Origin of the sequence: Terrabacter sp. Root85, from assembly GCF_001429185.1 — a bacterium.
Classification (GTDB): domain Bacteria; phylum Actinomycetota; class Actinomycetes; order Actinomycetales; family Dermatophilaceae; genus Terrabacter.
Window position 1 is genome coordinate 625,187 of sequence record NZ_LMIW01000008.1, and the last position, 24,562, is coordinate 649,748.

The 24,562-nt window shown below is 68.6% G+C and carries 31 protein-coding genes and 1 pseudogene; 12 read left to right on the plus strand and 20 right to left on the minus strand.

Annotation, left to right across the window (positions count from 1 at the left end; genetic code table 11):
• Window positions 1-209: 209 nt before the first annotated feature.
• Both ASE25_RS09430 and ASE25_RS09435 read left to right on the plus strand, forming a co-directional pair.
• Window positions 210-911, plus strand: a complete 702-nt coding sequence (locus ASE25_RS09430) for an ANTAR domain-containing protein (RefSeq protein WP_056824977.1) — start codon at window positions 210-212, stop codon at window positions 909-911.
• 283 nt (window positions 912-1,194) lie between these two features.
• Window positions 1,195-1,413: pseudogene (locus tag ASE25_RS09435) on the plus strand (ANTAR domain-containing protein); the annotation flags it as partial.
• 214 nt (window positions 1,414-1,627) lie between these two features.
• On the opposite strand, the gene ASE25_RS09440 reads toward ASE25_RS09435, so the two are convergent.
• On the minus strand, window positions 1,628-2,125 hold the full coding sequence (locus tag ASE25_RS09440; RefSeq protein WP_056779863.1) for a hemerythrin domain-containing protein: 498 nt from the start codon (window positions 2,123-2,125) through the stop codon (window positions 1,628-1,630).
• Between the two features lie 557 nt (window positions 2,126-2,682).
• On the opposite strand from ASE25_RS09440, the gene ASE25_RS09445 reads away from it, so the two are divergent.
• From ASE25_RS09445 to ASE25_RS09460, 4 genes are all read left to right on the plus strand, one after another.
• On the plus strand, window positions 2,683-3,225 hold the full coding sequence (locus ASE25_RS09445) for a hypothetical protein (RefSeq protein WP_056824981.1): 543 nt from the start codon (window positions 2,683-2,685) through the stop codon (window positions 3,223-3,225).
• Window positions 3,222-3,605: a hypothetical protein gene (locus ASE25_RS09450; RefSeq protein WP_056824983.1), complete on the plus strand. Its 384-nt coding sequence runs from the start codon at window positions 3,222-3,224 to the stop codon at window positions 3,603-3,605. The genes ASE25_RS09445 and ASE25_RS09450 overlap by 4 nt, the downstream gene beginning before the upstream one ends.
• Before the next feature lie 252 nt (window positions 3,606-3,857).
• Window positions 3,858-4,265 carry a hypothetical protein gene (locus ASE25_RS09455; RefSeq protein WP_082622784.1) on the plus strand — a complete coding sequence of 136 codons (408 nt, stop codon included), beginning with the start codon at window positions 3,858-3,860 and terminating at the stop codon, window positions 4,263-4,265.
• Window positions 4,266-4,347: 82 nt separating this feature from the next.
• Complete coding sequence (locus ASE25_RS09460) at window positions 4,348-5,019, plus strand: DUF6766 family protein (RefSeq protein WP_056779857.1); 672 nt, start codon at window positions 4,348-4,350, stop codon at window positions 5,017-5,019.
• Window positions 5,020-5,434: 415 nt separating this feature from the next.
• Here the strand turns inward: ASE25_RS09460 and ASE25_RS09465 are convergent, their stop codons facing one another.
• The 5 genes from ASE25_RS09465 to ASE25_RS22320 all read right to left on the minus strand — a co-directional run bounded on the left by ASE25_RS09465 (window position 5,435) and on the right by ASE25_RS22320 (window position 8,896).
• On the minus strand, window positions 5,435-5,983 hold the full coding sequence (locus ASE25_RS09465) for an ABC transporter substrate-binding protein (RefSeq protein ID WP_235508614.1): 549 nt from the start codon (window positions 5,981-5,983) through the stop codon (window positions 5,435-5,437).
• A 187-nt stretch (window positions 5,984-6,170) separates the two neighbouring features.
• Window positions 6,171-6,500 (minus strand): phosphatase RsbU N-terminal domain-containing protein, encoded by a 330-nt coding sequence (locus ASE25_RS09470; RefSeq protein ID WP_056779853.1) that lies wholly within the window; start codon window positions 6,498-6,500, stop codon window positions 6,171-6,173.
• A complete protein-coding gene (locus ASE25_RS09475; RefSeq protein ID WP_056780304.1) occupies window positions 6,497-6,880 on the minus strand; it encodes an STAS domain-containing protein in 384 nt (127 codons plus the stop codon). The genes ASE25_RS09470 and ASE25_RS09475 overlap by 4 nt, the downstream gene beginning before the upstream one ends.
• 26 nt (window positions 6,881-6,906) lie before the next feature.
• The gene (locus tag ASE25_RS09480; protein WP_156415672.1) at window positions 6,907-7,821 is read right to left on the minus strand and encodes an STAS domain-containing protein; all 915 of its coding nucleotides are present in this window, start codon (window positions 7,819-7,821) and stop codon (window positions 6,907-6,909) included.
• Window positions 7,814-8,896 carry a sigma-70 family RNA polymerase sigma factor gene (locus tag ASE25_RS22320; protein WP_082622785.1) on the minus strand — a complete coding sequence of 361 codons (1,083 nt, stop codon included), beginning with the start codon at window positions 8,894-8,896 and terminating at the stop codon, window positions 7,814-7,816. The genes ASE25_RS09480 and ASE25_RS22320 overlap by 8 nt, the downstream gene beginning before the upstream one ends.
• Before the next feature lie 1,025 nt (window positions 8,897-9,921).
• Between ASE25_RS22320 and ASE25_RS09490 the strand changes: the two genes are divergently transcribed.
• Window positions 9,922-10,671, plus strand: coding sequence for a bifunctional 2-polyprenyl-6-hydroxyphenol methylase/3-demethylubiquinol 3-O-methyltransferase UbiG (locus tag ASE25_RS09490; protein WP_056824987.1), 750 nt, complete (start codon window positions 9,922-9,924; stop codon window positions 10,669-10,671).
• 296 nt (window positions 10,672-10,967) lie between these two features.
• On the opposite strand, the gene ASE25_RS22730 is transcribed toward ASE25_RS09490, so the two are convergent.
• The gene (locus tag ASE25_RS22730; RefSeq protein WP_157623372.1) at window positions 10,968-11,180 is read right to left on the minus strand and encodes a hypothetical protein; all 213 of its coding nucleotides are present in this window, start codon (window positions 11,178-11,180) and stop codon (window positions 10,968-10,970) included.
• A gap of 93 nt (window positions 11,181-11,273) precedes the next feature.
• On the opposite strand from ASE25_RS22730, the gene ASE25_RS23635 reads away from it, so the two are divergent.
• The gene (locus ASE25_RS23635; RefSeq protein WP_255358394.1) at window positions 11,274-11,396 is read left to right on the plus strand and encodes a hypothetical protein; all 123 of its coding nucleotides are present in this window, start codon (window positions 11,274-11,276) and stop codon (window positions 11,394-11,396) included.
• A 105-nt stretch (window positions 11,397-11,501) separates the two neighbouring features.
• On the opposite strand, the gene ASE25_RS09495 is transcribed toward ASE25_RS23635, so the two are convergent.
• Both ASE25_RS09495 and ASE25_RS23050 read right to left on the minus strand, forming a co-directional pair.
• Window positions 11,502-12,197, minus strand: a complete 696-nt coding sequence (locus ASE25_RS09495; protein WP_056824989.1) for a DUF981 family protein — start codon at window positions 12,195-12,197, stop codon at window positions 11,502-11,504.
• A gap of 122 nt (window positions 12,198-12,319) precedes the next feature.
• A complete protein-coding gene (locus ASE25_RS23050; RefSeq protein ID WP_162260598.1) occupies window positions 12,320-12,484 on the minus strand; it encodes a hypothetical protein in 165 nt (54 codons plus the stop codon).
• 93 nt (window positions 12,485-12,577) lie between these two features.
• On the opposite strand from ASE25_RS23050, the gene ASE25_RS23055 reads away from it, so the two are divergent.
• On the plus strand, window positions 12,578-13,147 hold the full coding sequence (locus tag ASE25_RS23055) for a TetR/AcrR family transcriptional regulator (RefSeq protein ID WP_056779843.1): 570 nt from the start codon (window positions 12,578-12,580) through the stop codon (window positions 13,145-13,147).
• 54 nt (window positions 13,148-13,201) lie between these two features.
• Here ASE25_RS23055 and ASE25_RS09505 read toward each other — a convergent pair whose 3' ends face one another.
• The 5 genes from ASE25_RS09505 to ASE25_RS09525 are packed head-to-tail and all read right to left on the minus strand — an operon-like array spanning window position 13,202 to window position 18,598.
• Complete coding sequence (locus ASE25_RS09505) at window positions 13,202-14,506, minus strand: FAD-dependent monooxygenase (RefSeq protein WP_056824990.1); 1,305 nt, start codon at window positions 14,504-14,506, stop codon at window positions 13,202-13,204.
• A 27-nt stretch (window positions 14,507-14,533) separates the two neighbouring features.
• Entirely contained in the window at window positions 14,534-15,247 is a 714-nt protein-coding gene (locus ASE25_RS09510) for a maleylpyruvate isomerase family mycothiol-dependent enzyme (protein WP_056824992.1), read from the minus strand.
• Window positions 15,247-16,089 (minus strand): fumarylacetoacetate hydrolase family protein, encoded by an 843-nt coding sequence (locus ASE25_RS09515; protein WP_056824993.1) that lies wholly within the window; start codon window positions 16,087-16,089, stop codon window positions 15,247-15,249. The genes ASE25_RS09510 and ASE25_RS09515 overlap by 1 nt, the downstream gene beginning before the upstream one ends.
• A complete protein-coding gene (locus ASE25_RS09520; RefSeq protein ID WP_056824995.1) occupies window positions 16,086-17,249 on the minus strand; it encodes a cupin domain-containing protein in 1,164 nt (387 codons plus the stop codon). The genes ASE25_RS09515 and ASE25_RS09520 overlap by 4 nt, the downstream gene beginning before the upstream one ends.
• A gap of 11 nt (window positions 17,250-17,260) precedes the next feature.
• The gene (locus tag ASE25_RS09525; RefSeq protein WP_200959041.1) at window positions 17,261-18,598 is read right to left on the minus strand and encodes an MFS transporter; all 1,338 of its coding nucleotides are present in this window, start codon (window positions 18,596-18,598) and stop codon (window positions 17,261-17,263) included.
• A gap of 60 nt (window positions 18,599-18,658) precedes the next feature.
• Here ASE25_RS09525 and ASE25_RS09530 point away from each other — a divergent pair, with 60 nt between their 5' ends.
• Entirely contained in the window at window positions 18,659-19,486 is an 828-nt protein-coding gene (locus ASE25_RS09530) for an IclR family transcriptional regulator (RefSeq protein WP_056779824.1), read from the plus strand.
• Window positions 19,487-19,773: 287 nt separating this feature from the next.
• A complete protein-coding gene (locus ASE25_RS09535; protein WP_056779821.1) occupies window positions 19,774-20,163 on the plus strand; it encodes a hypothetical protein in 390 nt (129 codons plus the stop codon).
• Between the two features lie 240 nt (window positions 20,164-20,403).
• Here ASE25_RS09535 and ASE25_RS09540 read toward each other — a convergent pair whose 3' ends face one another.
• The gene (locus tag ASE25_RS09540; RefSeq protein ID WP_056824998.1) at window positions 20,404-20,763 is read right to left on the minus strand and encodes a hypothetical protein; all 360 of its coding nucleotides are present in this window, start codon (window positions 20,761-20,763) and stop codon (window positions 20,404-20,406) included.
• 485 nt (window positions 20,764-21,248) lie between these two features.
• Between ASE25_RS09540 and ASE25_RS09545 the strand changes: the two genes are divergently transcribed.
• The gene (locus ASE25_RS09545; protein ID WP_056825001.1) at window positions 21,249-21,641 is read left to right on the plus strand and encodes a hypothetical protein; all 393 of its coding nucleotides are present in this window, start codon (window positions 21,249-21,251) and stop codon (window positions 21,639-21,641) included.
• Between the two features lie 28 nt (window positions 21,642-21,669).
• Here ASE25_RS09545 and ASE25_RS09550 read toward each other — a convergent pair whose 3' ends face one another.
• From ASE25_RS09550 to ASE25_RS22330, 5 genes are all read right to left on the minus strand, one after another.
• Entirely contained in the window at window positions 21,670-21,927 is a 258-nt protein-coding gene (locus tag ASE25_RS09550; protein WP_056825003.1) for a Txe/YoeB family addiction module toxin, read from the minus strand.
• Window positions 21,924-22,169: a type II toxin-antitoxin system Phd/YefM family antitoxin gene (locus ASE25_RS09555; protein ID WP_056779810.1), complete on the minus strand. Its 246-nt coding sequence runs from the start codon at window positions 22,167-22,169 to the stop codon at window positions 21,924-21,926. The genes ASE25_RS09550 and ASE25_RS09555 overlap by 4 nt, the downstream gene beginning before the upstream one ends.
• 90 nt (window positions 22,170-22,259) lie before the next feature.
• Window positions 22,260-22,934, minus strand: a complete 675-nt coding sequence (locus ASE25_RS09560) for a tyrosine-type recombinase/integrase (protein WP_200959043.1) — start codon at window positions 22,932-22,934, stop codon at window positions 22,260-22,262.
• 348 nt (window positions 22,935-23,282) lie between these two features.
• The gene (locus ASE25_RS09565; protein WP_056825006.1) at window positions 23,283-23,564 is read right to left on the minus strand and encodes a hypothetical protein; all 282 of its coding nucleotides are present in this window, start codon (window positions 23,562-23,564) and stop codon (window positions 23,283-23,285) included.
• Window positions 23,565-23,667: 103 nt separating this feature from the next.
• Window positions 23,668-24,231, minus strand: coding sequence for an FHA domain-containing protein (locus tag ASE25_RS22330; protein WP_162260599.1), 564 nt, complete (start codon window positions 24,229-24,231; stop codon window positions 23,668-23,670).
• Window positions 24,232-24,562 lie beyond the last annotated feature (331 nt).

The following is a 24,562-nucleotide window of genomic DNA, read 5'->3' on the forward strand; positions in this document are numbered from 1 at the left end:
GGAGGGCTACGAGCGCACTCGAACGTACCCAGCGTCCTCCAGAAATGCTGCGGCGGCCGGTAGCCGCCTGGATTCCGTTGCGGCGCCAGGCGGTCACGATCGCGGCCGGTGCGGGTTTGGATGGGCGGCCGATGGGCACGTGACGGACAGGTGCGCGTGAGGCGCGCCGCGGGCGATGACGTCGAGGACGCAGGAGGTGACGGACGGCGATGGAGCCGATACCCGAAACGGATGAAGCCCTGTCGGAGCTGGAACGGTTCGGAGACAGTGACCTTCGTGGGGACCTGGCGGAGGTGGCCGCGACGGCGAAGGAGAAGATCCCGACGCTGGTCGGTCTGAGTCTGACACTGGTGGCCGAGCAGCTCGTACTGACGTATGTCGCCACGGGTCTGGAGGTCGCCGTGATGGACGCGGTCCAGTACGTCGACGGGGGGCCATGCGTCAAGGCCGTCGCCGACGACGAGATCGTGGGGACCGATGTCGAAGACCTCCTCGACGAGGGGCGCTGGCAGCTTTTCGCTCAGGCGACCGCGGCGGCAGGTGTCCGCAGCACCCTGTCAATCCCCTTCGGGGAGGAGGGGATAGTGACGGGAGGTGTCAATCTCTATGGCGGCCACGCCTCATCCTTCCAAGGACAGGAGAGTGAGCTCGCGAGGCTTTTTGGCGGTTGGGCTCCGGGCGTGGTGTCCAACGCCGACCTGTCGTTCTCGACCCGACTCGAAGCAGTCCGGAGTCCGGAGAGGCTGAAGGGCCAGGCGTACGTCGACCAGGCCGTGGGCCTGCTCGTCAGTTCGCGCGGGATCGAGGCCCACGTCGCAGAGGAACGCCTGTACCGGGCTGCCGCGCAAGCGGGTACGAGCGTGGTGGCATTGGCTCGGGCGATCGTCAGTGCGTTCACCGGTGAGGCATGAGCCACGACGGCGGCTCGTCCGCATCACGACCGGGGCTTCGCAGGTGATGAGCCTGCACAGGCAGCCCTTGGATTGCATTCCTGGAGTAGTAGGTCTGGAGCCGCGACATCGATGCCACGCCGGACGGTCTGGGTCAATGACGGCACCTTCAAGGCGCGAGGGAAGCCACCCGTCACGGACGACTCCGGTCATCTGTATGTCCATTTTCCCGAGTTGAACACCGCTAGCGACCGCGCGATGCCCCCGCATGACAACCTCGTGAGGGGCCTGAAGTCGCTGCACGGTCGGGCAAGCGATCGGGATCCTCATGGAGCGCTACCAGATGGCTCCTGACGCGGCATTTGCCTACCTTCGACGGCTCTCACAGGACGGCAACATCAAGTTGCACGACATCGCCGAGGTCCTGCGCGTCACCGGGCGACTCCCCGTGGAGTGCGGGCGGCGTCGCGAGCAGCCTGCGGGTGCGGACCAGCCGGAAACGAAGGCGCCGGGCGGGAACTGACGCGTTGTCAGCCGGCCCGACAGATCGTCATGCGGCGTGGCTACATGTTGAGCACGTGCAGTCCTCACATGAGCACGAGTCACACGTGCAGTCCGCAGGGCAGTTGTCGCAGTCGCAGGGACTGCTGGGTTCGGTCTCGATGGGGACCGGGGGGATCTGGCCGCTCATGGACTCTCCTCAAAGGGGGACTTCTCCGACGTTCGCTCAGGTTGCGTCAGGAGACGACCGCGTCGATGGCCTTCTTCATGGCGCTGGGCTGCTCGGGACGGCGCGGCGCCTTCTTCCGCGCTGCGAGCAGCTCCTCACCGAGCTCCTGCAGCTGCTTGCGCCCGAGGCCCTCGCGGACCTTCGGGAACCAGTCCTGCTCCTCCTCGGCCATGTGGTGCTCGACGTTCTCGATGAGCACCGTCGTCTTGGCGTCGAACCGCTCGTCCGTCGCGTCCATCGCCGCGAGCTCCATGCAGAGCACGTCCGCGACGTGGTGCTCCTCGTACGACTCGAGCACGTCGTCCTCGAGGTCGGGCAGCAGGTCCCGCACGCGGGGGTACATGACCTCGTTCTCGATGTAGGTGTGCACGGTCAGCAGCTCGAGGATCGTGTCGACGATCTTCTGCTTCTGGACCGGGGTCTGGTCGGGCTTGCGGAAGGCGCGGAACTGCTCGCGCACGTCCTTGTGGTCCTGCTTGAGCAGGACGATGGCATCGGTGGACACAGGCGCTCCTTCGAGCAGCGGGGGCGGGGGACGACCGGCAAACTGTGCCGTCCAGCCGTTTCGTACCCATCGCACACTGCCCGAACCACACGGGTGCGCGTTATGTCCTGTGCCACACCCACCGGCGCTTGGAACGCCCTCGGGACGGGCAGGCCGACGCGTCTCATGCCTAGGCGCCCAGTGAAGATCTGCGAGTCACCTGTCAGGTCTGGCGGATTGGCCGGCTCACGGGAGTTCGGCCAATCCGACCCTGGGTACGTCCTGGTTGGCGGCGCCGTCTCCTCGACCTCCCCTGTGGTCTGGGAGGCGGCGTCGTCCGAGCGATTCCTTGCTCGAGTCCCTCGGACGCTGCGGGGCGCAGCCTCGAGGGCGCACCGCCGTAGGCCAACGGCTCGCCCTTGGCCGCGAGATCAGTCAGCCCAGAAGCCGGACCGGTGTTGACGACGTGCACGCGTAACGGCATAGAGCGGAGCCGAGGTGTCTCGGGGTGGGAAACGGGTACGGCCAAGTCCCCACCGAACACCGCGCCGCGTGCGCCAGATGCACCAGGACTTCGCATGACGGCATACAGCACCTTCGTTCGTGCCACGCACGTGCTCACCAACGCAGCATGGTTCGGCGGCTCCTTGGCGGGCGCTGTCGCGCTGCAACCAGCCCGCCGCAAGAGTGACGACGCCCGCGACCCAGCCGAGATCGCGGACGAGGGGTGGCGCCGTTGGGGTCCAGTTCAGGGTGCGGCTATCGGCCTGCACCTCCTGAGCGGCCTCGCGATCTTGGCCGATAACCGGCGCCGCGTCGTCGGTCACCCTCCTACGGCGGCGGCCGTCATCCTCAAGACGGCGCTGACAGGGACGGCGATCATGGTCAGCGCCGAGGCTTACCGATCCAGTGCCGAGCTCGACGATGCGCTCGAGCACGCTCAGGGGGATCCTGCGGTGGAGGACAAGGCCCACCGACTCACACAACGCATGAGCTGGCTGCGATGGGCCACCCCCGTGGCCACCGCGGGGCTCCTCGTGCTCGATGCCTACCTCGGCGAGCAGCAACGCGGCGTCGCAGGGCTCCTCGACCCGCCGTCCAGCTTGCGGCGCACGACGTGACTCGCGAATTCGAGTTCGCATTCGAGGGTCGCTACCGACTGCCCGCGCTCGCGTTCGGGATCACTCCGGCCACCGCCCAGGTCGTCGTCACCGCGCATGAGCTGCTTGTGAGGTTCGGGCCCTGGCGACTGCGGACGGCGCTCGCCAACGTCGCCGGCACCGAGGTCAGCACGGGGTATGCCTTTCACCGGACGGCTGGTCCGCCCCATCTGTCGTTCACCGACCGCGGCGTCACCTTCGCGACGAACTCGCGTCAGGGACTGTGCATAGAGTTCGTCGAGCCAGTCCATGCCATCGAACCCGCCGGAGTTCTTCGGCACCCCGCGGCGACGGTGACGGTCGCTGACCCGGAGGCGCTCGCTGCTGCCCTACGCCTCTGACACACAACCGTCTGCTGCGCCCTGGTGATCCGGGCGCGGCTTGCGTGAGGGGAGACGGTGCATCCCATCTCGGGTCTGGCACGGCGGTGCCGCCCGATGCATGGCTGAGACGGCGAACGCTGACCAGCTTGGCGGTGACGAACGGCTGTTGGGTTCCTGTCGCGCGGAGACAGGTGGGTGCGCGGCTGGGAGATCTCTGGCAACCCGGCGCCGGTGCCTCACGTGGACGCGTCAAGACCGTAGGGTCGCGCCATGACTCGTCTTCGCGTGCCTACCGTGTTGGCGGTGTGCGCCTGTTGGGCGTTGGCAGCCTGTTCCGGCGACAGCTCGCCCGCGGCGACGGATGCCGCTCGGGCCGCCACCAGCTTCACCGCGTCCGTCGACGCGCAGCCAGAGGCAGCCTGTGCGCTGCTGGCTCCACAGACCCGTCAAGAACTCGAAGACTCCTCGGGTCCGTGTGCCCAGGGGATCAAGGATGCCAACTTGCCGAGCGCTGGGAGGGTGATTTCCGTGGACGTGTTTGGCCAGGACGCCATGGTGCGGCTCGAGCACGACACGCTGTTCTTGGCACGGTTCGGCTCCGGCTGGCGTGTGACTGCTGCTGGTTGCACCCCCCAGGAACAAGATCGTCCCTTCTCGTGTGAGCTCAAGGGAGCTTGACCGTGCGCGCTGCATTCATCGCCATCCTCGTGTTCATTGGGGTCGTGCTGGCTGCTTGCATCTTCGTCGGGCTGGCGCAGCGATGAAGCGGGTACGTGAGCAGGGCTTGACCTTGGCGTTCACGGCCCTCTTGGTCGCGGCGCTTGTCGGGCAAGCGCTGACGGGACTGGCTTCCTACAACCGGCAGGCGGCCGACGCCGGCCTTCCGTTGATGACGCTTCTCCGGTACGTGACCTCCTCGCAGTTCGCCGTCGACGTGGCCGAGAACTGGCAGTCGGAGTACCTGCAGTTCCTCCTCTTCATCCTGCTCACCGTCTGGCTGGCCCAGAAGGGCTCTCCCGAATCGAAGCCGCTGGACACGCTGGGTCGGGAGTCGGACAAGGACCAGAAAGTCGGCCGGTACGCCCAAAGGGACTCGCCAACCTGGGCGAAGGCCGGCGGGTGGCGCCTGCGGCTGTTCTCGCGGTCGCTCGGACTGACGATGGCGGCCATCTTCTTGCTCTCATGGCTGGCCCAGTTCATCGCCGGACGCTCGGCATACAACGCAGATCAGATCCAGGACCTCAAGGCCCCTCTCGACTGGGCTCAGTACGCGGCTGCCCCGGATTTTTGGAACCGCACGTTTCAGAACTGGCAGTCCGAGTTCCTGGCCGTCGCGAGCATGGTCGTGCTGAGCATCTACCTGCGAGAGCGGGGCTCGCCCGAGTCGAAACCCGTGGGGCAGCCGCACGGCTCGACCGGCGTCGACGGCTGAGCGGTCCGCGGGCCCACAGGATGAGCCCGGCGAAGGTGACGATGCCGCACGTGGCGTGTACGACGGGCCGCGTGTGGAGTGTCGTCGAGTGACCTGGATCCTGGGCTCAGCGACGCTCTGAAGGGACGATGTGGTCCTCGATGCGTTGCATGACGAGCATCAGCGCCAGGCCGACCAGCGGAGAGGTGAGGGAGAGGGCGAGCATGAGTGCCTTTCAATGGTGCCGGGTTCCGGCAGACACGGCCCCGACCGTGTCGTCGTTCAGACCTGATCCCCACAAGCGCACTCCGTCACACTGCTTGTCGTGACGGACCGCGTCCGGGGCGCCGGAGGGGCTCCGGTCCCTCGCCGGACCGGAGCCCTCCTTCCCGAGCGAGATCAGACCCGGGAGTGCAGCGGGGCGAGCTGAACCGCGTCAGAGACCAAGGAGGCGGTTGAGCAGGTTGGCGAGCCCATTGATGCCGTTGCCGTCGAGGAGTCCAGCCACTGCACACAGGAGGTTGCCGAGCAGGTTGCCGGCGCCCGACTGGGCCGTGATGTTGAGGACCACCTGGTTGAGATCGACGGCGAGGCCGAGCACGTTGAGGTGCAGCGGTCCGAGCACGAGGTTGAGGATGTCGCACGTGCCCGCAGCGGTGGCGTTCGCCACCGTCGTGGTGACCGTCCGGGTCACCGGGATCGTGGCACCGGCGAGGGTTGTCAGGGTGCCAGTGACGACTCCGGTCACGGCTAGCTGACCGTTCTGGTTGCTGAACGACGTCGGGGCGAACGAGCCGGTGAACGTGCCCACGCCGGCGACGACCTGGTTGATCGTCGCCGAAGCCGTCGTCCTCGGTGTGGCGGCCGCGGGCGCGGCTGCGGCAGCGGCAGGCGCCGCGGAGGCGCTAGCAACCGGCGCGAGGCCCAAGGCCGCGGTGGTGGCGAGGGTGACTCCGGCGGCGCAGAGCTTGTAGGTGAGCTTCATGGGTGTGACTCCTTCATCGGCGTACGGGCGGCCTCGTGGGCCGTCGGTCACCTCTGAAGAGCACGCCTCACGCATCACATGATGCGAGCTGACAGGACCTATGGGAGATGCCCTGCGCAAAGTTCGAGCACGAACTGGTCCGATCAGTCCGGATATCGGCTATGGATCCCGCGTCATGCGATCGCCGTCAAGGCGTCCGGTCGTCGTGTCGAGGCTCCAGGACGCTGCGGTGGCTCATGTCGTATGCGGCCAGCACCTCCAGCAGGAGCTCGCCCGAACGCTCGGCTACGTCCACTCGATCGTCCGGGCCGGTCTCGCGCAGGACCTCGATGGCGACGTTCTGATGGATGCGAGTCATGACCAGCAGGCTGATACCGCCCGTGAAGGCGTGCCGCCCCAGCTCGTATGCCGACTCCCGGGCGGCCTCGTCGCGGCGGGGCAGGAAGCGCCGCAGCGTCGCGCGGTAGTCCTGGGTGAGGTCGTCGACGACGAGCCGCGCCGGCCGATGGGGGCTCACGTGCGTTTCTGGGGCTGGGAGCCAGAAGAGGGGAAGTTCCGTGTCGCGGCAACCTCCGCGAGGAGCTGCACCCCTTCCTCGAGATCGAGGGCAGTAGGGATCTGACCCGTGCCCATGCCGAGCCGGACCATCGCGAAGGCTACCTCCGGCTGGATCCCGACAAGCACGGTCAGCGCGCCGCGCAGTCGTGCCATGTCAGCGATCCGGCGCAACGTCAGCGCGGCGAAGGAGTCGATGACGTCGAGAGCTGCGACGTCGATGATGACTCCGCGCGAGCGGTGCTCCCCGATCTGTTTGACGAGGTCGTGCTCGAAGCGGACCAGCTCGGAGTCGTCCAGGGCAGTGTGGATCGACGCGATCAGGGTCGATCCCTGCCGCATGATGGACACGAGCGCTGGTCCGCCGTTCACGAGGTCGAGTCGACCTCCTTCCGAGTCACGGCGTATCCGAGGAGCCTCTCGGCCTCTTCGAGCCCACCTTGCAGGTCGCCGATGGTGTTCATCTTGCTCAGGTCGACCCCGATCGTCACGAGGGTCTGCGCGATCTTGGGGGAGAGCCCGGTAATGATGACGCTCGCACCCATCAGGCGTGACGCGTCGACCGTCTGCACGAGGTGGTTGGCGACCGCCTCGTCGACGTCCGGGGAGCCGGTGATGTCGATGACGACCACCTTGGCGCGGTGCTTGCGGATCCCTGAGAGCAGCTGCTCGGTGAGCTGTTTCGCGCGCTCGCTGTCCAGCACCCCGATGATGGGCAGGATGAGGAGCCGCTCGCGCACCGGTAGCACGGGGGTCGAAAGCTCACGGATGGCGTCCTGCTGCTGGCGGATGACGCGTTCCCGCTCATCGACGAAGCTGACGGCGACGGTGTTGGCGATGCGGTTCGCCGCCGGTTCGTAAGCGTCGAGCACCTCGTTGAGCATCGAGAAGTCACGCTGGTACTTCTCGAAGAGCGAACGCGCCAGGACGTCGCGTAGCAGCAGCACGATCCCGACGACCTCGTGGGTTTCGACGCCGCGCGGAATGATCCGCTCAGAAAGGTCCCTCGCGTAGTGCTGCAGCGCCTCGACATTCCCCGTCTCGAGCACCTCGACGTAGTTGTCGTAGACCGACGTGGTCTCGGCGGCCATCTCCTGAGGAGTCATCGCCGTCAGCAGGTGGGCCTGCTGGATGCGTTGTGACCACTCCTCCTGGAGCCGGGTCCGGTGCTCTCGCAGATGCGCCACGAGCTGCGACAGAAGGTGGCCGCTCGGTCCGGACCTGGCGGAGTCGTGCTCGGGTGCGGCGTGCACCGGCTGGTGGTCGGTGGTGCGGTCATTCATGGTCTGCCTTCTCCCATTTCGTCATGGTCACTGTGGTGCCGTGGCCGGGCTCGCTCGCGATGGCGAACTCGTCCATGAGGCGACGGACGCCCGGGAGGCCCAGGCCGAGTCCGCCGTACGTGCTGAACCCGTCGTCGAGCGCGCGTTCGACATCGGGGATCCCGGGTCCGCCGTCGCGGGCGACGATCTGGATGCCGCGGCGCGGGACCTCGAGCAGGTTGACCACGACCTCGCCGGTGCCGGCGAAACGGACGATGTTGCGGCATACCTCCGACACGGCGGTGGCGATGACCGTGAGGTCGGTGGGCCCGAAGGCCAGGCGCGACGCGAGCTCGCGCGCGGCCCCACGGGCCGTGACGATGTCGGGGTCGGTGGTGACCGGGATGGTCAGACGGTCGTCGCGTGGCTGGCCCCGCTCGAGCAGCGGCTGGCTCAACCCGGCACAGGGCTCGCACTCGAGCAGGTGCTGCGCCGCGTGAACCTCCCGCTGACGTCGCTTGTCGCCGCTGCTGAGCGCCATGAGGACCGCCCGGCACTGCTCGGTCGGAGGATCGATCTGCGCCGCAGCCAAGAGGTACTCGACACGAAGCCGAGCGCGCGTGCGGTTCAGCTGGGCTGCCACAGCGCCTGCCGTGCTGCCCTCGCGCGCGGCGAGAGTGCGCGTGTCCGTTCCCTTGACCTCGTGGTCCAGCAGGGTGCGGCGCTCGCGCTCGGTCAGGCGGGCCAGCGCGGTAGCCATCGCGGACTGCTCCTCGTCGAGCAGGACCTGCGTCTCCGGAGGATCGGGGGTGCTCAGGTCGACGACGCGGTGCTGGTTTCGATGCTTGCGGTCCACGTCGCGCCACATTGACGCCACGACGTTGCGGGCTGTCACGATCGCGTACGGCTCGAGCATGCCCGGTTCGATGGTGGGGCTGGCCGCCAGGACGCGGGTGAGCGTCTCCTGGACCAGGTCCTCCGCGGCCGGGTGAGAACCGACGCGGGCGTGGACGATCCGGCGGACCATGGGTATCAGGTCCGCGACGTCCTCAGCGCTGTGACCGGAGCGGCTCCCTGCGCGTTCGGTGGCGCTCACGCGCTCTACGTACCCAACCTGTGCCTTCCACCCGACCCATGCGTGGGGAGCGGGCGTCCGGGCGTGGGTGGGACCATGCCTGCGCCTGCCGGGCGTTCGCGACGCTGTACGCAGCGCTGATGGTCGGACGGTGTTGCCGGGCTGGAGTGAGCGTGTCTGTGGAGCATCCGCCCGCCCCGACGGACCCCACCGGTCTGGCGCTGCCAGGCTCGGTGAGGCCCGGCGTGCTGCGTCCCATCCGTCGAGGGCGCTTGGTTGGTGATGTCTGGCGAGGCCCCGGGAGCCGTCAGGCCGGCCCGGGGCCCCCGACGACGGTGTAAGGGGGAGGGGGATCGCCGTCGTCACCCTCGTAGACGCTCGAAGGCTGAAAGCATGACGCGGTCCAGGCTCCAGGCGGTCGACGTGCTCGGTGCGGCGACTACCCGTGCCGGACCGTGGTGGATCTCCGCGGACGGTTCGAGGGCGGCGGGTTGATGCCCGCTACCGCCACTGTTCGTCCCGGACGCATTCGTACCGCCGCCAAGTTCCCTGTGGTGGCTACGCCTGAAGGCGTTTACAGGAACGGGATAGCGGGCACATGGAAGCTATGCGTCTACGCGACCACGACAAAGGAGACCTGGCCCTTACGGCTCTGACCCTGGCGGTCGCCGCGGCGGCAGCCGCGAGTGGAGCCGCTCGGTGGGCCAGCCGCCGCCATCGCCGACGCCGCGACTGCGTGCACGGGCAGCATTGCGAAGTCGTCTCAGCGCCTCATCTCAGGATGAGCCGCTCGTAGCGGCTGGCCAGTTCGCGTTCCTTGTCTCGCCCGACGCGGAGCCGGCGGTTGGGGCCTTGCCGTGGCCCACGGCAGTGGGGTCGTCAGCTCGGAAGACTTCGAGCGCTCGTCGAGTTCAGGTACTGAACCAGCCGGCGAGACCGCGTGAGTGGGACCACGCGCATCGCGGCAGATGTGCATATGACTCACGGTCGGTGCCGGCTCGGGGCGCTGCGTGGCATGGCAACATCGTGGTGTGCCATTGGAGGGGATGCACCAGGACCGAGGCCGCGCGGAGTCGTTCGGCTCGGCAGCGGAGGCCTATGACAGGTTTCGCTCCGGCTATCCCGACGCGCTCATCGACGATCTCCTCGTCGGCCGCCCCTCAATCACACTGGATGTCGGGTGTGGCACCGGCAAAGTGGCGGCGGCTATCGCCGCCCGCGGTTTCCGCGTCGTGGGGGTGGAGCCGGACCAGCGGATGGCCGAGGTGGCGCGCGCGCGTGGGTTGGAAGTGGATGTCGTCTCGTTCGAGAACTGGGACAGCCGTCGTCAAATGTTCGATCTGGTCACCTGCGGTCATGCGTGGCAGTGGATCGATCCGCTCGTCGGGGGGAGCAAGGCAGCGTCGGTTCTTCGCCCGGGCGGAGTCATCGCGTTGTTCTGGAACTACCACGTGCTCGACGACGCCCTGCTGGCGGAGGTTCGAACCGCCTACGAGACGTATGCGCCTGACCTGTCCGTCGTCGGTCAGGATCCCAGCGGGCTCCAGGACGCGGACCCCTTCCGTGGCCTCCCATCGTTGTCGCCGGGAGAGACGCACACCTACCGATGGGTCCGCGAGTTCGAGGGCACGGACTGGACTGGGATGTTGGGCACGTTCAGCGACCATCAACGGCTGGGGGAAGAACGCCTGACCGCCTTGCAGCACGCCGTGCGCCGCATCATCAATCGGCACGGCGGACTGATTGCGGCGCAGGGTGGCACCTACGTGTGGTCCGCGAGAAAGGTGTCGAGCTGAGCTGGGTGACCCCCACTCAGTGTGCGGTCGAGGAGATCCCTCGCGATCACGGAGTCCTCGTCCCCTGCGCGACGATGATCGGTGTTCCGTCGGGGCCGTGTGCGGTCACGGGTACTCCAGCCTCGAAGGGCAGCGTCCTGAGGAGGATCGCTGCCCTCGGCGTCCCGGCGCGGATCGGAGAGGACGAGACCGCCGGCGAAGGCGGCCCCGCGGCAGAACCCGACGAGGACGACCGGGCGGCCTTCCGGCGCGACGGAGTCGAGCCACTCGGTGAACGAGATGAGGGTCTCGGAAAGTCACTCCGCCACGGGCCGGCCGATCCCAGGGTTGGCGAACCACGCGAAGCCCCTGCCCTCCACGATCGGTGCCCGGACCGCGGCAGGCACCGGTGCGCCCCAGCCGACCCGCGCCGAGGCGGCCGCCGCGAAGGCCGTCGTCGAGCAGGCCACCAAGGCCGTCGAGATGTTCACCGCGCCCGGCAGCCCACTGAAGGGAGTCGGAGGCCTCAAGGGCCGGATCGTCTACTACGTGCCGGCCACAGGCACTGCGGATGATGACCGGGCGCTGCGGCCACCACGAACGTCGCCTTCCCCTACCGGCGCATGGTCACGGCGGGGAACGTCGGCGGTCTCGAGCTCACCGCCCAGGGGGAGAAGTCCGGTGCCTGGTACGGCTCGACCGACTACCAGGACGGGTTCCGCAAGCACTGGGGTCTGGCCGGCTGACCGGCCGTCCCGAGACGTCCGTACGCGCGCACGCACACGACCCCTCCACGTCGGCACGTGGAGGGGTCGTGAGCGTGCGCGGCCCGTGTCATCGACGAAGCGGCGTCACCAGAGGTAGGAGGTGCCGTGGGCGATGTTGTAGTACATGCCGATGTGTGTGTAGAAGTTCATCGCGCCGAAGAGGAGGAACACCGTGCCACCGACGAACCAGGCGCGAGCGGCCCACAGGAGCAAGGCGGCTCCGTCGGTCAGCTGAGCCACGGCGAAGAGCAGGGCTCCGAGCGCGACGATGCCCCAGAGGCCGCCGAGGAACAGGGCCTCGAGCAGTGGCAGGTGGCCGAAGCGTCCGCTGATCGGCTCCTCGGGCGGAGCGGCGCCGAGCTGGAAGCGGACGAACGAGATGGCCAGGACCCCCATGGCCAGGCCGAGGGCGCCGACGAAGACCGACACCGGCTTCAGGGCGCGTAGGGCGGTTTCGACGGCCGTGTCGGCGTCGGCGTCGGCGTCGAACAGTGCCCGATGACGCCACAGGTAGACGGCGGCGAACAGCAGGAGTGCGCCGAAGCCGGCCGCCGGCTGGCCGAAGGCGATGTTGGCGTACTCGAAACCCTTGCCGCCGAAGGGCCAGGTCACCGTGGTGTGCAGGCCGAGCACGAGCAGGATCAGGCCGGTCACGCCGAAGAAGCCGGCCCACCCTTCGCTGTCGATGTGTCTGCCGCGGATGAGGTGGACGAGGAACCAGGCGAAGCCCAGCAGTCCTGCCCCTGCAGTGATGGCGACCAGCTCGTTGTAGACGACCACGTCGTCTGCCCTCCTTCTTCGACGGGCTCGGGGTGGCCGGGCCGTCAAGTGTGTGTCTGTTCGTGGTGATGGGTGGGACGCCACGGTGCTGCCGGGGCGTCAGGGTCCATGCCGCTGCTGTGTCAGCGGCGCTCGGGGAGCCGCTGCTCCGAGGTCTCTCGCGAGGTCGGGTCCGCTGGACGGGTCGACGGATCGTCCCGGGTGCTGTCGACGATGCCGAAGACGAACCACGCGACCACGAAGAGGATGGCGATGGCCGCTGGGACGAGAGCGTCGCCGGGCGTCATGATGGGTTCCTTTCCAAAGAGGCTGTGCCTGCTGATTATCGCTACATTGTGTGTAGCGATAATCACCTTCGGTTTGTTCCCGGAAGGAGCGACATGACACCTGAGCGAGGTCGACCCCGTGACCCCCGGACCGACGACCGGATCGCCGGCGCGGCCCTGGAGCTGTTGCGCGAGCACGGGCCAGGTGGTGTCCACATCGACGCGGTGTCGTCCCGGTCCGGTGTGGCGCGCACGACGATCTACCGCCGCTACCGGGACCGGGGGGCCCTCCTGGCCGCGACCCTCGAGAAGCTGGGGGACGAGCCCTTCCCCGCACCCGAGCTGCCCTTGGAGGACAAGCTGCGCTGGGTGCTCGAGCAGGCCCGCACGCTCATCGAGGAGCAGGTCGGCCGTGGAGGTGTCGCGACCGTCCTCGCGGGCACCGACCCCGACTTCAGCGCGGCCCTGCAAGCCCGGATCGTGAGTCGACTGAAGGCTCTGCAGGGGCAGATCGACGCGGACATCCGCTCGGGCCGCATCCGCAGCGGTACCGACGCCGAGACCCTCGCCGGACTCGCCTTCGGTGCCTGTCTCGGCGAGCTGCTCCAGCACGGCCGTGTGCGACGGCGATGGGCCGACTCCCTCGTCCCTCTGCTGCTGCACGGCACGAAGCCCCGCGCCTGAGCCTCGAGCACGCCCCGACGCCGCCCGATGCCGGACGGGGCGTCGGTCCCGGGCTCAGACGCCGGACGGGACGGTGACCCGGGCGACGAGCGGCTCGAACATCGGCGGCTCGCCCTCGGGCACGAGGGCGGTCGCGCCGTAGAGCCAGTCGACGAAGGCGTAGTCCCGCACGTCGCGCGTCCGCATGACGTCGTTGCGCCACAGCCGCTCGTCGCCGGTCAGGTGCCAGAGCGCGCCCCAGGCGCGTGCCGTCGTCAGGACGCGCCGGCAGTGCTCGGGGCGCACCGCCTGATAGGCCGCGAGGGCGGCGTCCCAGTCGAGGGTGACGCCTTCGGCGCCGGTCGACAGCTGTGCACCCACGTGCTCCGAGAGCACCCAGGCGTCCTCGATGGCCATGACGGCACCTTGAGCGAGGTATTGCAGGGGCGGGTGCGCGGAGTCGCCGGTGAGGGCGACGCGTCCGACGACCCACTGGTCGATCGGGTCCCGGTCGTACATCCGCCACCACTTGTCCCGCCACATGAGCGGCAGTCCGGCCCGGACGTTCTCGCACGTCTGGTCGAAGGCGGCGTCCAGCTCGTCAGGGGTGCCCCAGTCCTCCTCGCCGGCGAGAGCCTTGGCGGACTCGAAGACCGCGACCTGGTTGAACATCTCGCCACCCCGCAGGGGGTACTGCACGAAGTGGCACTTCGGCCCGACGTAGACGACGACGTCGTCGAGCGCGATGTCGAGCTGCTCGACCTGGCCCATCGGGACGGCGCCGCGGTAGGCGACGTACGCCGACGACACGGGCTGGTCGTCGGAGACGAGCCGCCGTGCGACGGAGTGCAGCCCGTCGGCCGCGATGACGACGCGGGCCGTCTCCCGGCCGTTGCCGTGGACGACGGTCGCACCGTCGACCTCCTGCTCGTAGGCGGTGACGGCCACGTCGGTGACAAGGTCGACACCGGCACGCTCGCACGCCCGCAACAGCGTGCCGTGCAGGTCGCTGCGGTGGATGACGACGTACGGGAATCCGTAGCGAGCGCGTGCGTCGGCCAGGTCGAGCCGGGTCAGCTCGGAGCCGTCCACGGCATCGCGCATGACCAGGTTCTCGGGTACGACGCCGAGGGACACGACCTCGTCGAGCAGGTCCCACTGGTCGAGGATCCGCGTGCAGTTCGGCGCGATCTGCAGGCCGGCTCCGACCTCCCCGAACTCGGCGGCGCGCTCAAGCACCCGAACGCGAAGGCCCTTGCGGGACAGGGCGAGCGCGTTCGCGAGGCCGCCGATCCCGCCGCCAACGACGATGACGTCAGGGTGGCCGGCGAGGGGCGTGAGGTCGGCGACCTCGGCGACGTCCTTGCGGTGAGCGGTCATGACGAGTCCTTTCGAGAGCTTCCGCGGTCAGAGCCAGCGGGGGAGGGTGGGGACGGTGCCGCCGTCGGCGTGCAGTCCGGTGGCCGGTCGGCCGGAGACGTATGCCGTGAGCTGCGCGAGCGGCCCCCGGATGGTGGTCGGGTGACCCGCCCCCAGGGCGGCCCAAGTTCGGTCGTCGTCGGTGGGTGCCAGCTCGAGGGCCGGGCCGTCGGCTCCCACGGAACGCCTGGCGGTGGTGTCGTCAAGCAGCGCCGCGATGAAGTCCGCGGGCAGGTCGTCGAAGGTCACGACCCCGCCGAGGTCGACGGCGTGAACCATGACCTCGCGCGACCGCATCCACGGGATCTCGGTCGCGGGTACGGTGCGGCCCTGGGCGGTGCGCACGTGCCTGGCCCACTGCTCGGGGGTGAGGGCGTCGAGCGAGCCCGCCAAGCGGGCTGCCGACGAGGCCATCCCGTGCCGCAGCTCGGTCGCGGGACGCTGCGACCCGGTCTCGATGTCGGCGTCGCGCTGCTCAAGGGAGGAGTACATCGTGGTCTCCTCGCCCGTGCGTGCCCAGTGGACGAGGTTGCCGAGCGCGTCGGCGTTCGCGGCGACGTGGGCGACGACGTGCCTGCCCGTCCAACCGGGCAGGGTGCCCGGGGCGGCGAGGGTCTCGTCGTCGAGGCTCTCCAGCGCCTTGAGGAAGAGGTCGGTGCCCTCCCGCATCCACGCGAGGGTCTGCTCGGGGGCGGTGGACATCAGCCGCGCCCGTCGTCCACGACGACGTTCTCACATCGGCCGAGGCCCTCGACCTCGGTGACGACCTTCTGCCCTGCCATGAGGTAGCGAGCCGGCGTGCGGGCGTGTCCAACGCCGCCGGGGGTCCCCGAGGCGATGAGGTCGCCGGGCTGGAGCGTGATGATCGTCGAGACGTACTCGACGAGGGCGACCGGGTCGAAGAGCAGGTCACCGGTGTTGTTCTCCTGCACGACCTCCCCGTCGACCTCGGTGCGGATCGCGAGGGTCGGACGCACCCCACCGGGCAGCTCGTCGGGCGTGACGAGCCACGGGCCGACGGGGGTCGTGGCCTCCCAGTTCTTGCCCTGGAGCCACTCCTTGGTGCGGAACTGCCAGTCCCGGGCGGTGATGTCGTTGAGCGTCGCGAAGCCGGCGATCGCGGCCTCTGCCTCCGCAGTCGTCGCCCGCCGCACGGGCGCACCGATGAAGATCGCGAGCTCGCACTCCCAGTCGAGCTGCTCGGTCTCGACGGGCCGCTGGATGTCGTCGTGCGCGCCGATGAGGGTCTCGGCGTACTTGCTGAAGAGCGTCGGATAGTGCGGCAGGTCGCGCCCCATCTCGAGGATGTGGTTGCGGTAGTTGAGCCCGACGCAGACGACCTTCCCCGGTCGGGTCACGACGGGGGCGTATGCCGCCGCGCCGAGGTCCACGGTCGCGCCGGCTGCCGCTTCGGCCGCCTCGCGCCAGTCGGGCTGTGCGAGAAACGAACCCACGTCTGGGGCGCCCAGCCGCGTCGCGGTCGTGCCGTCGATGCGGACCGCCTCGGTCGTGCCGTCGGCGTGGCGGAGGGTGGCGAGCTTCATCGGGGAAGTCCTTCTGTGACGGGGGCGGAGACGGAGGTGCGGGCGAGGTTGAGGGCTTCGAAGATCGGGCTGTCGCTGAAACGGAAGAGGTCGAGCGCGCCTGAGTCGGAGTCTGAGGCGGAGGCCTCGGAGCGGATCGACAGGGGCTGCCACGACGGCACGACGAAGAGGTCGCCACGGGTGACGCTCCAGCTCGTGTCGCCGACGGTCACGCTGCCGGCGCCGTCGAAGACCTGGAAGACGGACGAGCCGACCTCCTGGCGGGGGGCGGTCTCGGCGCCGCTCCGCACCCGGTGGAACTCGGTGCGGATCGTCGGCAGCACGTCACCGCCGTTCGTGGGGTTGGTGAAGCGGACGGCGGCGTGCCCCGGCTCGACCGTGGCGGCATACCCCTCGTCCTCGAGGTCGAGCTGGTCCTGGAGGGCGAGGTTCGTGTCGGCCCAGCGGTAGGCGAGGAGCGGGCTGGCCGGCGTCGGGCCGGGGACGGAGACGGGGCGCAGGCCCGGGTGACCCCAGAGCCGCTGCGAGCGCGAGCGCTCAGGCGTGGCGCGCTCGGCGTCGGAGATCTCGTCGCGTCCGAACTCGAAGAACTGGGACTCGGTGTAGTACTGGAACGGGATGTCGAGCCCGTCGATCCACGCCATCGGCTTCGCGGCTGCGTTGTGGTGGGCGTGGAGGTTCCATCCGGCTTGGGGGAGGAAGTCGCCGCGGCTCATCGGCACGGGGTCCTGGCCGACGACGGTCCAGACCCCCTCACCCTCGACGACGAAGCGGAAGGCGTTCTGGGTGTGGCGGTGCTCGGGGGCGTCCTCTCCCGGCATGAGGTACTGGATCGCGGCCCAGAGCGTCGGGGTCGCGAAAGGGCGACCGCCGAGCGAGGGGTTGGCGAGGGCGATCGCCCGGCGCTCGCCGCCGCGACCGACGGGGACGAGGTGGCCGGCGCGGTCGGCGAGCTCGAGAAGGGTCTGCCACTGCCAGCGGTGCGGCGTCGCCTTGCTCTGGGGGTGGGCCGGCATGAGGTCACCGATCTCGGTCCACAGCGGCACGAGGAGCTCGTCCTCGAAGCCGCGGTAGAGGGCCTCGAGCTCGGGCGAGGGGGTCGGCTGGTCGGGGGAGTCGACCGCCTCGATCTGCACGGGGGAGGTGGCTGCCTGGGTCATGGTCGTTCCTTTCATCGGTGGACGAGGACGTCGGCGACGGAGCGTGCCCGGACGGCGGGCTTCGTGACGACGGCGGTCACGGCGAGGAGGACCGCGGCGAGTCCGGCCGCGACGGAGAAGGCGAGGAAGTTGCTGCCGACGCCGAGACCGGCGTCGAGGAGGAGGCCGCCGACCTGCGGGGCGAGCACGGCACCGAGGCGGCCGACGCCGAGCGCGAAGCCGAGCGACGTGCCGCGCAGGGTGGGCGGGTAGTGACTCGCGACCGCCGCGATGATGAGGCACTGAGTGCCGTGGGTGCCGACACCGGCGAGGATGAGGGTGGCGTAGATCGGGGTGGCGTCGCTCGGGTAGGTGAGCAGGAACGCGAGGGCGACGGCAGCCACCGCCGCGGCGACGACCGCGCTCCGGAGCGGCCCGAACCGCACTCCGGCCCAGGCTGTGACGACCGAGCCGAGCACGGCGCCGAGGTTGAGGGCCAGCAGGAACGTCAGGGGCTGACCCATCTCGAAGCGGGGGTCGGAGCCCATCAGCTTGGGCAGCCACGTGCCGAGGCCGTACCAGGCGAAGAGGGTGGCGACCGTGGCGGCGGCGAAGAGCACCGTCGGTCGGAGGAACCGCCCGCGCAGGATCGTGCGGAAGCCGGGGGCGTGCGTCTCGGTGGTGTGTTCGCTCTCGTCGTGGACGAGGCCGAACTGCGCCTCGACGGCCTTGCCCTGGGCTACCCGGCCGTGGGCTCGCAGCCACGTCGGCGACTCGGGGAGCAGGAGGTAGCAGAGCGGCAGGAGGACGAGCACGGCAGCGAAGGCGACGGCATACATGGAGCGCCAGCCGTGGGCGGGCAGAAGCCAGAGGCCGAGGACCGCGGCGACGGAGCCGCCGATCGGTACTCCCGACATCATCATCGTCGAGACGGTCGAACGGTGCTTGCGCGAGACGAACTCCGCCGTCAGCGCGTTGGCCGACGGCACGAGGCCGCCGAGGCCGAGACCCGCCAGGAAGCGGAAGCCACCGAACACCTCGGCATTCGGTGCGAGGGCACAGAGGGCGGTGAAGAGCGAGAACCACAGGGTGGCCCAGAGGATCGTGCGTCGTCGTCCGAGCTTGTCGGAGAGCAGTCCCGCGCCCAGGGCACCGACGAGCATGCCGGTGAAGGCGAGGCTCCCGATGAAGCCGGCGGAGGTCGGAGTGAGGTCCCAGCCCTTCTCCTCGAGGAGGCTGGGGAGGGTCGTCCCGTAGACGATGAGGTCATAGCCGTCGAAGACGACGATGAGCCAGCAGAGGAGCGTCACGAGCCACGCGGGCCGACGGGCGGCCAGGGGCCGGTTCTGGGTGGGGGGCGTCATTGCCATAGGCACGACTGTGGACTAGGTTCGCCATGCCGGAACAGATAATTCTGCTATGAGGAATCGATGGCCCCGGATCGCGCCCAGAAGAACCGCCCCCAGTACGCCCTGACGAGCGTCGACCACGCTCTCCGGCTCGCCGTCATGCTGCAGGTCGAAGGCCCGCTCAGCGTCACCGACGCCGCCGAGCGGTTGGGCGTCGCCCGGTCGACGGCCCACCGGCTGCTCTCGATGCTCGTCTACCGCGACTTCGCGCGGCAGGCTGAGGACCGCCGTTACCACGCCGGCCCCGTGATCTCGTTGACGGCGGACTCGCAGTCACGCACCGCACTGCTGCGCACCATCGCGATGCCCCACCTGCACGCCCTCGTGGGCCGCCTCGGCGAGTCGGCCAACCTGCTCGTCCTCGCGGGCGACTACGCCCGCTTCATCGGCTCGGTCGAGAGCAGCCAGGCCCTGCGGGTCGGCAACCGCGAGGGCATGGTCTTTCCTGCCCACCTGACATCCGGCGGCAAGCTCATGCTCGCCGATCTCACCGTCGAGGAGCGGGCCGAGCTGTACGCCGCCGACCGCTGGGACGGACGCACCGACGAGCGGCCCGACCTGAGCGCGCTGGGCCAGGAGCTCGACGTGGTGCGCGAGCGCGGTTTCGCCATCAACAAGGACCGCACGGAGAGCGGGGTCACCGCGGTCGGCCGGGGCGTCCGCGTCGGCGACCGGGTCACCGCAGCCGTCACCGTCTCGATGCCGACGGTCCGCTTCGACGAGTCCCGGCTCGTCGACGTCGTCAGCGCGCTGGCGCTCGCTGCCCGCGATATCGAGCATGACCTGAACGCGGCCCTGCGCGTCGAGAGCATGGCCGCCGTCGTAGCGCCACATCCGGAAATGGCGTGAGCTTCGGAACCCGTAATGGTCTCTGAGTTCCTCATTGTGGGCATGGCGACACGGTAAGGACCCCCGCCACGACCTGTGCAGACCCGGCGGCGCAACGCGGGATGGTCGGGCGTCATGCCCTCAACGCGGCACGAGGGACATATGGGGGTGAAGTGACCCACTCTCGGCCGTTGTGCTGCGCAGCGACCCGATGAGGAGTACGCCGGGACCTTGGGCTTTCAAACGCACAGAGTCCCAAGTGCTTAGTCAGCCCGTCTGCAAAGCTCGTACTCGGAGGAGGGCAAGCCATGATCAAACGCTTATCTGCCACAGCCATCGCCGGAGCATTCGCGATGATCGCCTTTGCGCCCGCAGCGTCAGCGGATCCCAAGACCACGACGATCCCGTTGACCTGCAACAACGGTCAGACGCTTGAGGCAGCCTTCAACGGGAACGGGGACTTCACTCCCGGGCACGTGGTCGGCAGCACGCAAACGTTCGTCATTCAATCCCTTCAGGCGACAGCGACGTTCACGCCCACCGGTGGCGACCCCGTCGTCGTGCAGCAGCTCGACACGTCCAAGCCGCACGTGCACGGAGATCTCGTGACCTGCCATTTCGACTTCGTGCGGGAGACCGCAACAGGGTCCTTCCACGGGGTCGGGACCTCAGTCGTCTTCATCACGCCGGCTTCGTAGCGGACATACGAGGGTGCGCATCGGTCGAGCTCCGAGCTTGACTTGATGCACTACAGCGCGGACTCCGCGCTGCCCCATGGGGAGGGGCGACGAAGCTCGCGGTCTACGGCATGAGCGCGTATCCCACTGGTCGCAGGAGGCTGGGTCTGGACGATGTCCCGTGATCTGGCCTGCGTCATGGGCGTCATGTCGCTGGCCGAGTCAGACCGGAGTCCGGCGCCGCGATCAGGTGGCGGGCTCTCAGGGCAGCGGACCCTTGGGCCCGTGGTCCCTCTGGAACTGCACGGCCTCCTCGATGGCGTCGTCCGTGCCCTCCCGCGACGACGGGGCGGAGCCGTCGTCTGAGCCCGAGTCCGATGATCCGGACACGGCCGAGGTGACCTTTGAGGTCGCCGTCCTCGCGGCATCGGCCACCTTGTCCGCGACGACCGGCGCCTGTTCGCGCACCAGCTGTGCACCCTGGTGTGCCTTCTCCTGCACGCGGGGGTCGTCCTTCAGCTGGCCGATCGCGCGCATGAACTGCTCGTAGGGCTCCCGCCCGGCCCGCGAGCCGAGCAGGAAGCCGACCGCGCCGGCGGTGACGATGAGCAGTCTCTTCATGAGGGGCCTCCGTTTGTCGGGTCGTCGCCCTAGGTCGGGCGCCGACGATCTCCATGACGCATACCCACCACCGCCCGGTTCGGCATCAACGCACGGCCGGTCGCGGGCCCCGTTCCACCTAGGGTTCGGCTCTCGTTGGTGGATGCATGAGCCCCCAGATGAAGCGATCTGCGTCGCTTGAAGCGGCTGAACAAACTGGCCCACCCTGGTGACAAAGCGCCCTACATTGGCCCGACCGCGCGGCGGCATGGTCTGACGCCCGTCCTCAAAGCGGCTACTCAGGGCGAGGCCCGGTGGGGGGACGCGTTCTTGAGCCCGGACCTCTCAGAGGTGGTCGCAGCCGTCGCTCTTGTCGGGCAGCCTCCGGAGTCATAGGTCGTCGCATCCGCTCGTCAGCGCGACCGATCTGCGGCAAATCTGGTAGTCGTCTCAGCCGCTGGCCTGGCCTGCGCGGGAGTGTCATTGGCAACTGGCAGGCTGCGCGGATGAAGATCTACGTCTCTGGCCCGCTCAGCGATACGGTCACGGTCCAGCAGGTCCAGGACACCGCCCTTGCCGCGGGCCACGAGCTGACTTTGGACTGGAGCGCGGATGTGTCCTTCGCTGAGGGCTACGCCACTCAAGCGGAGCGGTCGGCTCGGATGGCGCAGGACGAACTCGACGCGGTGATCGCGGCGGACGCCGTTCTTGTCGTGGCCTCTCAGCACGACGGCAGGGGCATGTTCGTCGAGCTCGGCGCAGCACTCACGCGAGCCAGCCGCGGTGAGCTGAACCACGTCGTACTTATCGGCGAGATCCATCACGAGAGCGTCTTCTACTTCCATCCGCTCGTGCAGCGCGTACCCACCGTTGAGCACTGGCTCGCCCAACTGCCGTGAACTACCGGCGGCAGGAGCGGATGACTCCTCAGTCGTAGTGGAAGCGGGCCTGAAGGATGACCAGGTCGTCGCCGTCGATGAGGTAAACGAGCCGGTGCTCTTCAGTGATCCGACGTGACCAGGCGCCGGCCAGCATGTGCCGCAGCGGCTCGGGCTTACCGATGCCAGCCACCGGGTCGCGAAGTGCGTCATCGATGAGCCGGTTGATCCGTTTGAGCATCTGCCCGTCAGCAGCAAGCCAGTACGTGTAGTCCGCCCATCCGTTCGGTGTGAAGACCAGCCTCATCGCGCCAGGTCGTGCTCGTCCCGCTGCCCGGACCGTGCCTGCTGCAGGCTCTCGAGCAGGTGTCGGGCATTGGCTGGGACCCGCAACAGATGAGCTGTCTCCTCGAGCGCGTCGTAGTCTGCGCGGGACATCAGCACCGCGTCGCCGCGGCGGGAGGTTATCTCGATCGGTGTGCGGTCCTCGTTGACCTGCTCGATCAGCGGAAACAAGTTCTTCCGGGCCTCGCTTGCAGTGACAGCCATGACATCTCCTACTGGTACAGGTTCTTGTACCAGTGTGTCACGATCGGCGTCCGCCGACAAACGTCCGCCATTCTCGTGACGGCGCTGGGTTTAGGTGCCTGAGGCCATGTAGGCGGCGAGGATGTAGTTGGGGTGGCGGTCGAGGTTCTTCCGGGCCCGGTCGTAACGCATGGTCGTGCGCGGGTCGGCGTGCCGGGCGGCGATCTGGACGTCGCGCAGGTCAACGCCGGCGTCGAGCATGGTCGTGACGAACGTGTGGCGCAGCATGTGTGGGTGCATCCGGGCGACGTGCACGCCGCCGACTTCGGCGAGGTGGTGCAGGCGTCGAGTGGCACAGTGTCGGTCCATCCGGGTGCCGCGGCCGGTTCGCAGGATCGGTCCCGAGGTGCGGGCGTCGACGGCGCGGTCGATGGCGCGGGCTACTGCCGGTGGCAGGGGTGTCAGGACTACCTTGCCGCCTTTGCCGGTCACGCGTAGGACGCGGTGGCCGTGTTCTTCGCCAAGGTCGGAGATGTCGGCGCCGCAGGCTTCGAAGATCCGCAGCCCGAGCAGGCCGAGCATCGCGACGAGGGCGAAGTCGTTGACGTTGGTGGAGGTGCGGGCGGTGGCGAGCATCGCTTCGAACTGCAGATGGGTCAGTCCGAGGGTGGGTGACTCGGCGGGCACGTTCGGGCGCCGAACGTGCTCGGCCGGTGACTGCGCCAGGACGGCGTCGATGACGCAGGTCCGGTAGAACCCGGCGACGACCGCGACGCGGCGGCTCACGGTCGAAGGCTTGTAACGGCGGGTCTCCTGCATCCACCGGATGTAGAGCTCGATGTGCGGTCGTTGCGCGGTCAGCGGGTCCAGGCCGTGTCCGCGGCACCAGGTCAGGAATGCGCGCAGGTCGGACTCGGTGTGAACCCGGGACTGTCCTTTGAACCGGGCCAGGTAGGCGGCGACCGCGCGTCTGAGCGTGTCCGATTCTGGAGGCAGAGGGATCGGGACCAAGACGTTCTCGTAGGTAGTCATCTTTGCGGGGTGAACGGAGTCGGCCGACCCACGAAAGCGCCGCCATCATCCCGCAGCAGCGCGCGCAACCTGCAGGACGGCACGATCGGGGGACTCGAACGGTCACCGTCGGCGGCCGCTTCCGCGCTCCCACCACTGACTCGGTGCCCGCTCCCGAGTGTCTTGTGCCACCCACTCGACATCCACGCCATTGCAGAACTTCCACAGCTCCTTGGCGGCACGTGAGTACTGGAACAACGCTTGGTCCGCGTCGAACGCATCCAGCTCACCGGCGCGGAACCGGTCGATCTCGAGCCCGACCCGCTCCACGAGCTGGGCCAGCTGCGCCTCGTGGAAGGCACTCACGGTCGCCGCGGCCGCACGACGCTCAGCACTCGGGGACATGAGTCTCAGGCTGATCCGGGGACCGATGTCATGTGTCTGTCACTGCCGCCCCTAACCGCGGCCGCGTCGACGGCTGGCCCGCATGCGGCATGTCCGGAAGCGTTCAGGGCTCGTACTCTCCCTCGACGTAGAGGAAGCGGCAGGCCCCAAACTGGAGCTCGTCGCCGTGTCGAAGAAGGCCCTGGTCCACCAGTCGGTGATTCACCCAGCAGCCATTGAGGGAGCCTTCATCGACAAGTTCGTAGCCCTCTTCGCGCCGCATGAGCGTCGCGTGATGGCGTGAGACGTTCGCAGGAGATAGCCACACGAGGCACTCGTCACCCCGGCCAACGCGAACCTCCTGACGCCACAAGAGAAAGCGCGAGCCAACCACTGGACCGCCAATCCCCACGAGCATCGCGGTGCCGTGACGCAGATCTGCTATGGCCTGTAGGTCCACAGCGGAGAGATGGTGCACGCCGGCGAGCGCTCCAGTAAGCCAGGACTGCGTGGAGTCTTCACCGTTACCACTCGTGTCGTCCATGCGTGACCTCCCGGCACTCGCTTCGGCGCCGCCTGTGTGCTGACCATTGTCGCCCGACCTGTAGGCGGGCGACAGGAACGCACCTGCTTCGCTCACTCCCTTGTCGCCGCGATCGCCCGGAGAGCGGCAAATGAGGATGTCCACTGCCGCGTCACGGTCTACCGCTGGCTCACCTCGACGCGAGGTGCTGCAGGGAGCTTGGGGTTTCGGCCGAACCGGTGTCGTAGAGGGCGGTAAGCGGGAGGCCATGGACGTATTTGACGATTCGGGAGTGCTGGCAGTCGACACACCGGACCTGCACTACTTGCTCCGTGGGAGCGGCGGATCTGCTGCAGGACTTGACGGAGGCATCTGGCGTGCGGTCATCTTCCGTCGTGTGGAAGTCAACGGACGCCTGGAGCTGGGTCTTTGCTACCGACGCGGAGGTCGCGTGGATCAACGCCGATACAGGGGTCGGGCGGCCGGTGACCTCTGC

Coding starts and splice junctions, on each gene's coding strand:
- ASE25_RS09565 (WP_056825006.1), bottom strand. CDS start 23,564: ATGTCCCCGAGTGCTGAGCGTCGTGCGGCCGCGGCGACCGTGAGTGCC.
- ASE25_RS09555 (WP_056779810.1), bottom strand. CDS start 22,169: ATGGCTGTCACTGCAAGCGAGGCCCGGAAGAACTTGTTTCCGCTGATC.
- ASE25_RS09445 (WP_056824981.1), top strand. CDS start 2,683: ATGACGGCATACAGCACCTTCGTTCGTGCCACGCACGTGCTCACCAAC.
- ASE25_RS09460 (WP_056779857.1), top strand. CDS start 4,348: ATGAAGCGGGTACGTGAGCAGGGCTTGACCTTGGCGTTCACGGCCCTC.
- ASE25_RS09480 (WP_156415672.1), bottom strand. CDS start 7,821: ATGAATGACCGCACCACCGACCACCAGCCGGTGCACGCCGCACCCGAG.
- ASE25_RS09465 (WP_235508614.1), bottom strand. CDS start 5,983: ATGAAGCTCACCTACAAGCTCTGCGCCGCCGGAGTCACCCTCGCCACC.
- ASE25_RS09550 (WP_056825003.1), bottom strand. CDS start 21,927: ATGAGGCTGGTCTTCACACCGAACGGATGGGCGGACTACACGTACTGG.
- ASE25_RS23050 (WP_162260598.1), bottom strand. CDS start 12,484: ATGACGCCCGGCGACGCTCTCGTCCCAGCGGCCATCGCCATCCTCTTC.
- ASE25_RS09505 (WP_056824990.1), bottom strand. CDS start 14,506: ATGACCGCTCACCGCAAGGACGTCGCCGAGGTCGCCGACCTCACGCCC.
- ASE25_RS09490 (WP_056824987.1), top strand. CDS start 9,922: ATGCACCAGGACCGAGGCCGCGCGGAGTCGTTCGGCTCGGCAGCGGAG.
- ASE25_RS09455 (WP_082622784.1), top strand. CDS start 3,858: ATGACTCGTCTTCGCGTGCCTACCGTGTTGGCGGTGTGCGCCTGTTGG.
- ASE25_RS09540 (WP_056824998.1), bottom strand. CDS start 20,763: ATGAAGAGACTGCTCATCGTCACCGCCGGCGCGGTCGGCTTCCTGCTC.
- ASE25_RS09510 (WP_056824992.1), bottom strand. CDS start 15,247: ATGTCCACCGCCCCCGAGCAGACCCTCGCGTGGATGCGGGAGGGCACC.
- ASE25_RS23635 (WP_255358394.1), top strand. CDS start 11,274: ATGGTCACGGCGGGGAACGTCGGCGGTCTCGAGCTCACCGCCCAGGGG.
- ASE25_RS09475 (WP_056780304.1), bottom strand. CDS start 6,880: ATGCGGCAGGGATCGACCCTGATCGCGTCGATCCACACTGCCCTGGAC.
- ASE25_RS09525 (WP_200959041.1), bottom strand. CDS start 18,598: ATGGCAATGACGCCCCCCACCCAGAACCGGCCCCTGGCCGCCCGTCGG.
- ASE25_RS09520 (WP_056824995.1), bottom strand. CDS start 17,249: ATGACCCAGGCAGCCACCTCCCCCGTGCAGATCGAGGCGGTCGACTCC.
- ASE25_RS09430 (WP_056824977.1), top strand. CDS start 210: ATGGAGCCGATACCCGAAACGGATGAAGCCCTGTCGGAGCTGGAACGG.
- ASE25_RS23055 (WP_056779843.1), top strand. CDS start 12,578: ATGACACCTGAGCGAGGTCGACCCCGTGACCCCCGGACCGACGACCGG.
- ASE25_RS09515 (WP_056824993.1), bottom strand. CDS start 16,089: ATGAAGCTCGCCACCCTCCGCCACGCCGACGGCACGACCGAGGCGGTC.
- ASE25_RS09535 (WP_056779821.1), top strand. CDS start 19,774: ATGATCAAACGCTTATCTGCCACAGCCATCGCCGGAGCATTCGCGATG.
- ASE25_RS09530 (WP_056779824.1), top strand. CDS start 18,659: ATGGCCCCGGATCGCGCCCAGAAGAACCGCCCCCAGTACGCCCTGACG.
- ASE25_RS09545 (WP_056825001.1), top strand. CDS start 21,249: ATGAAGATCTACGTCTCTGGCCCGCTCAGCGATACGGTCACGGTCCAG.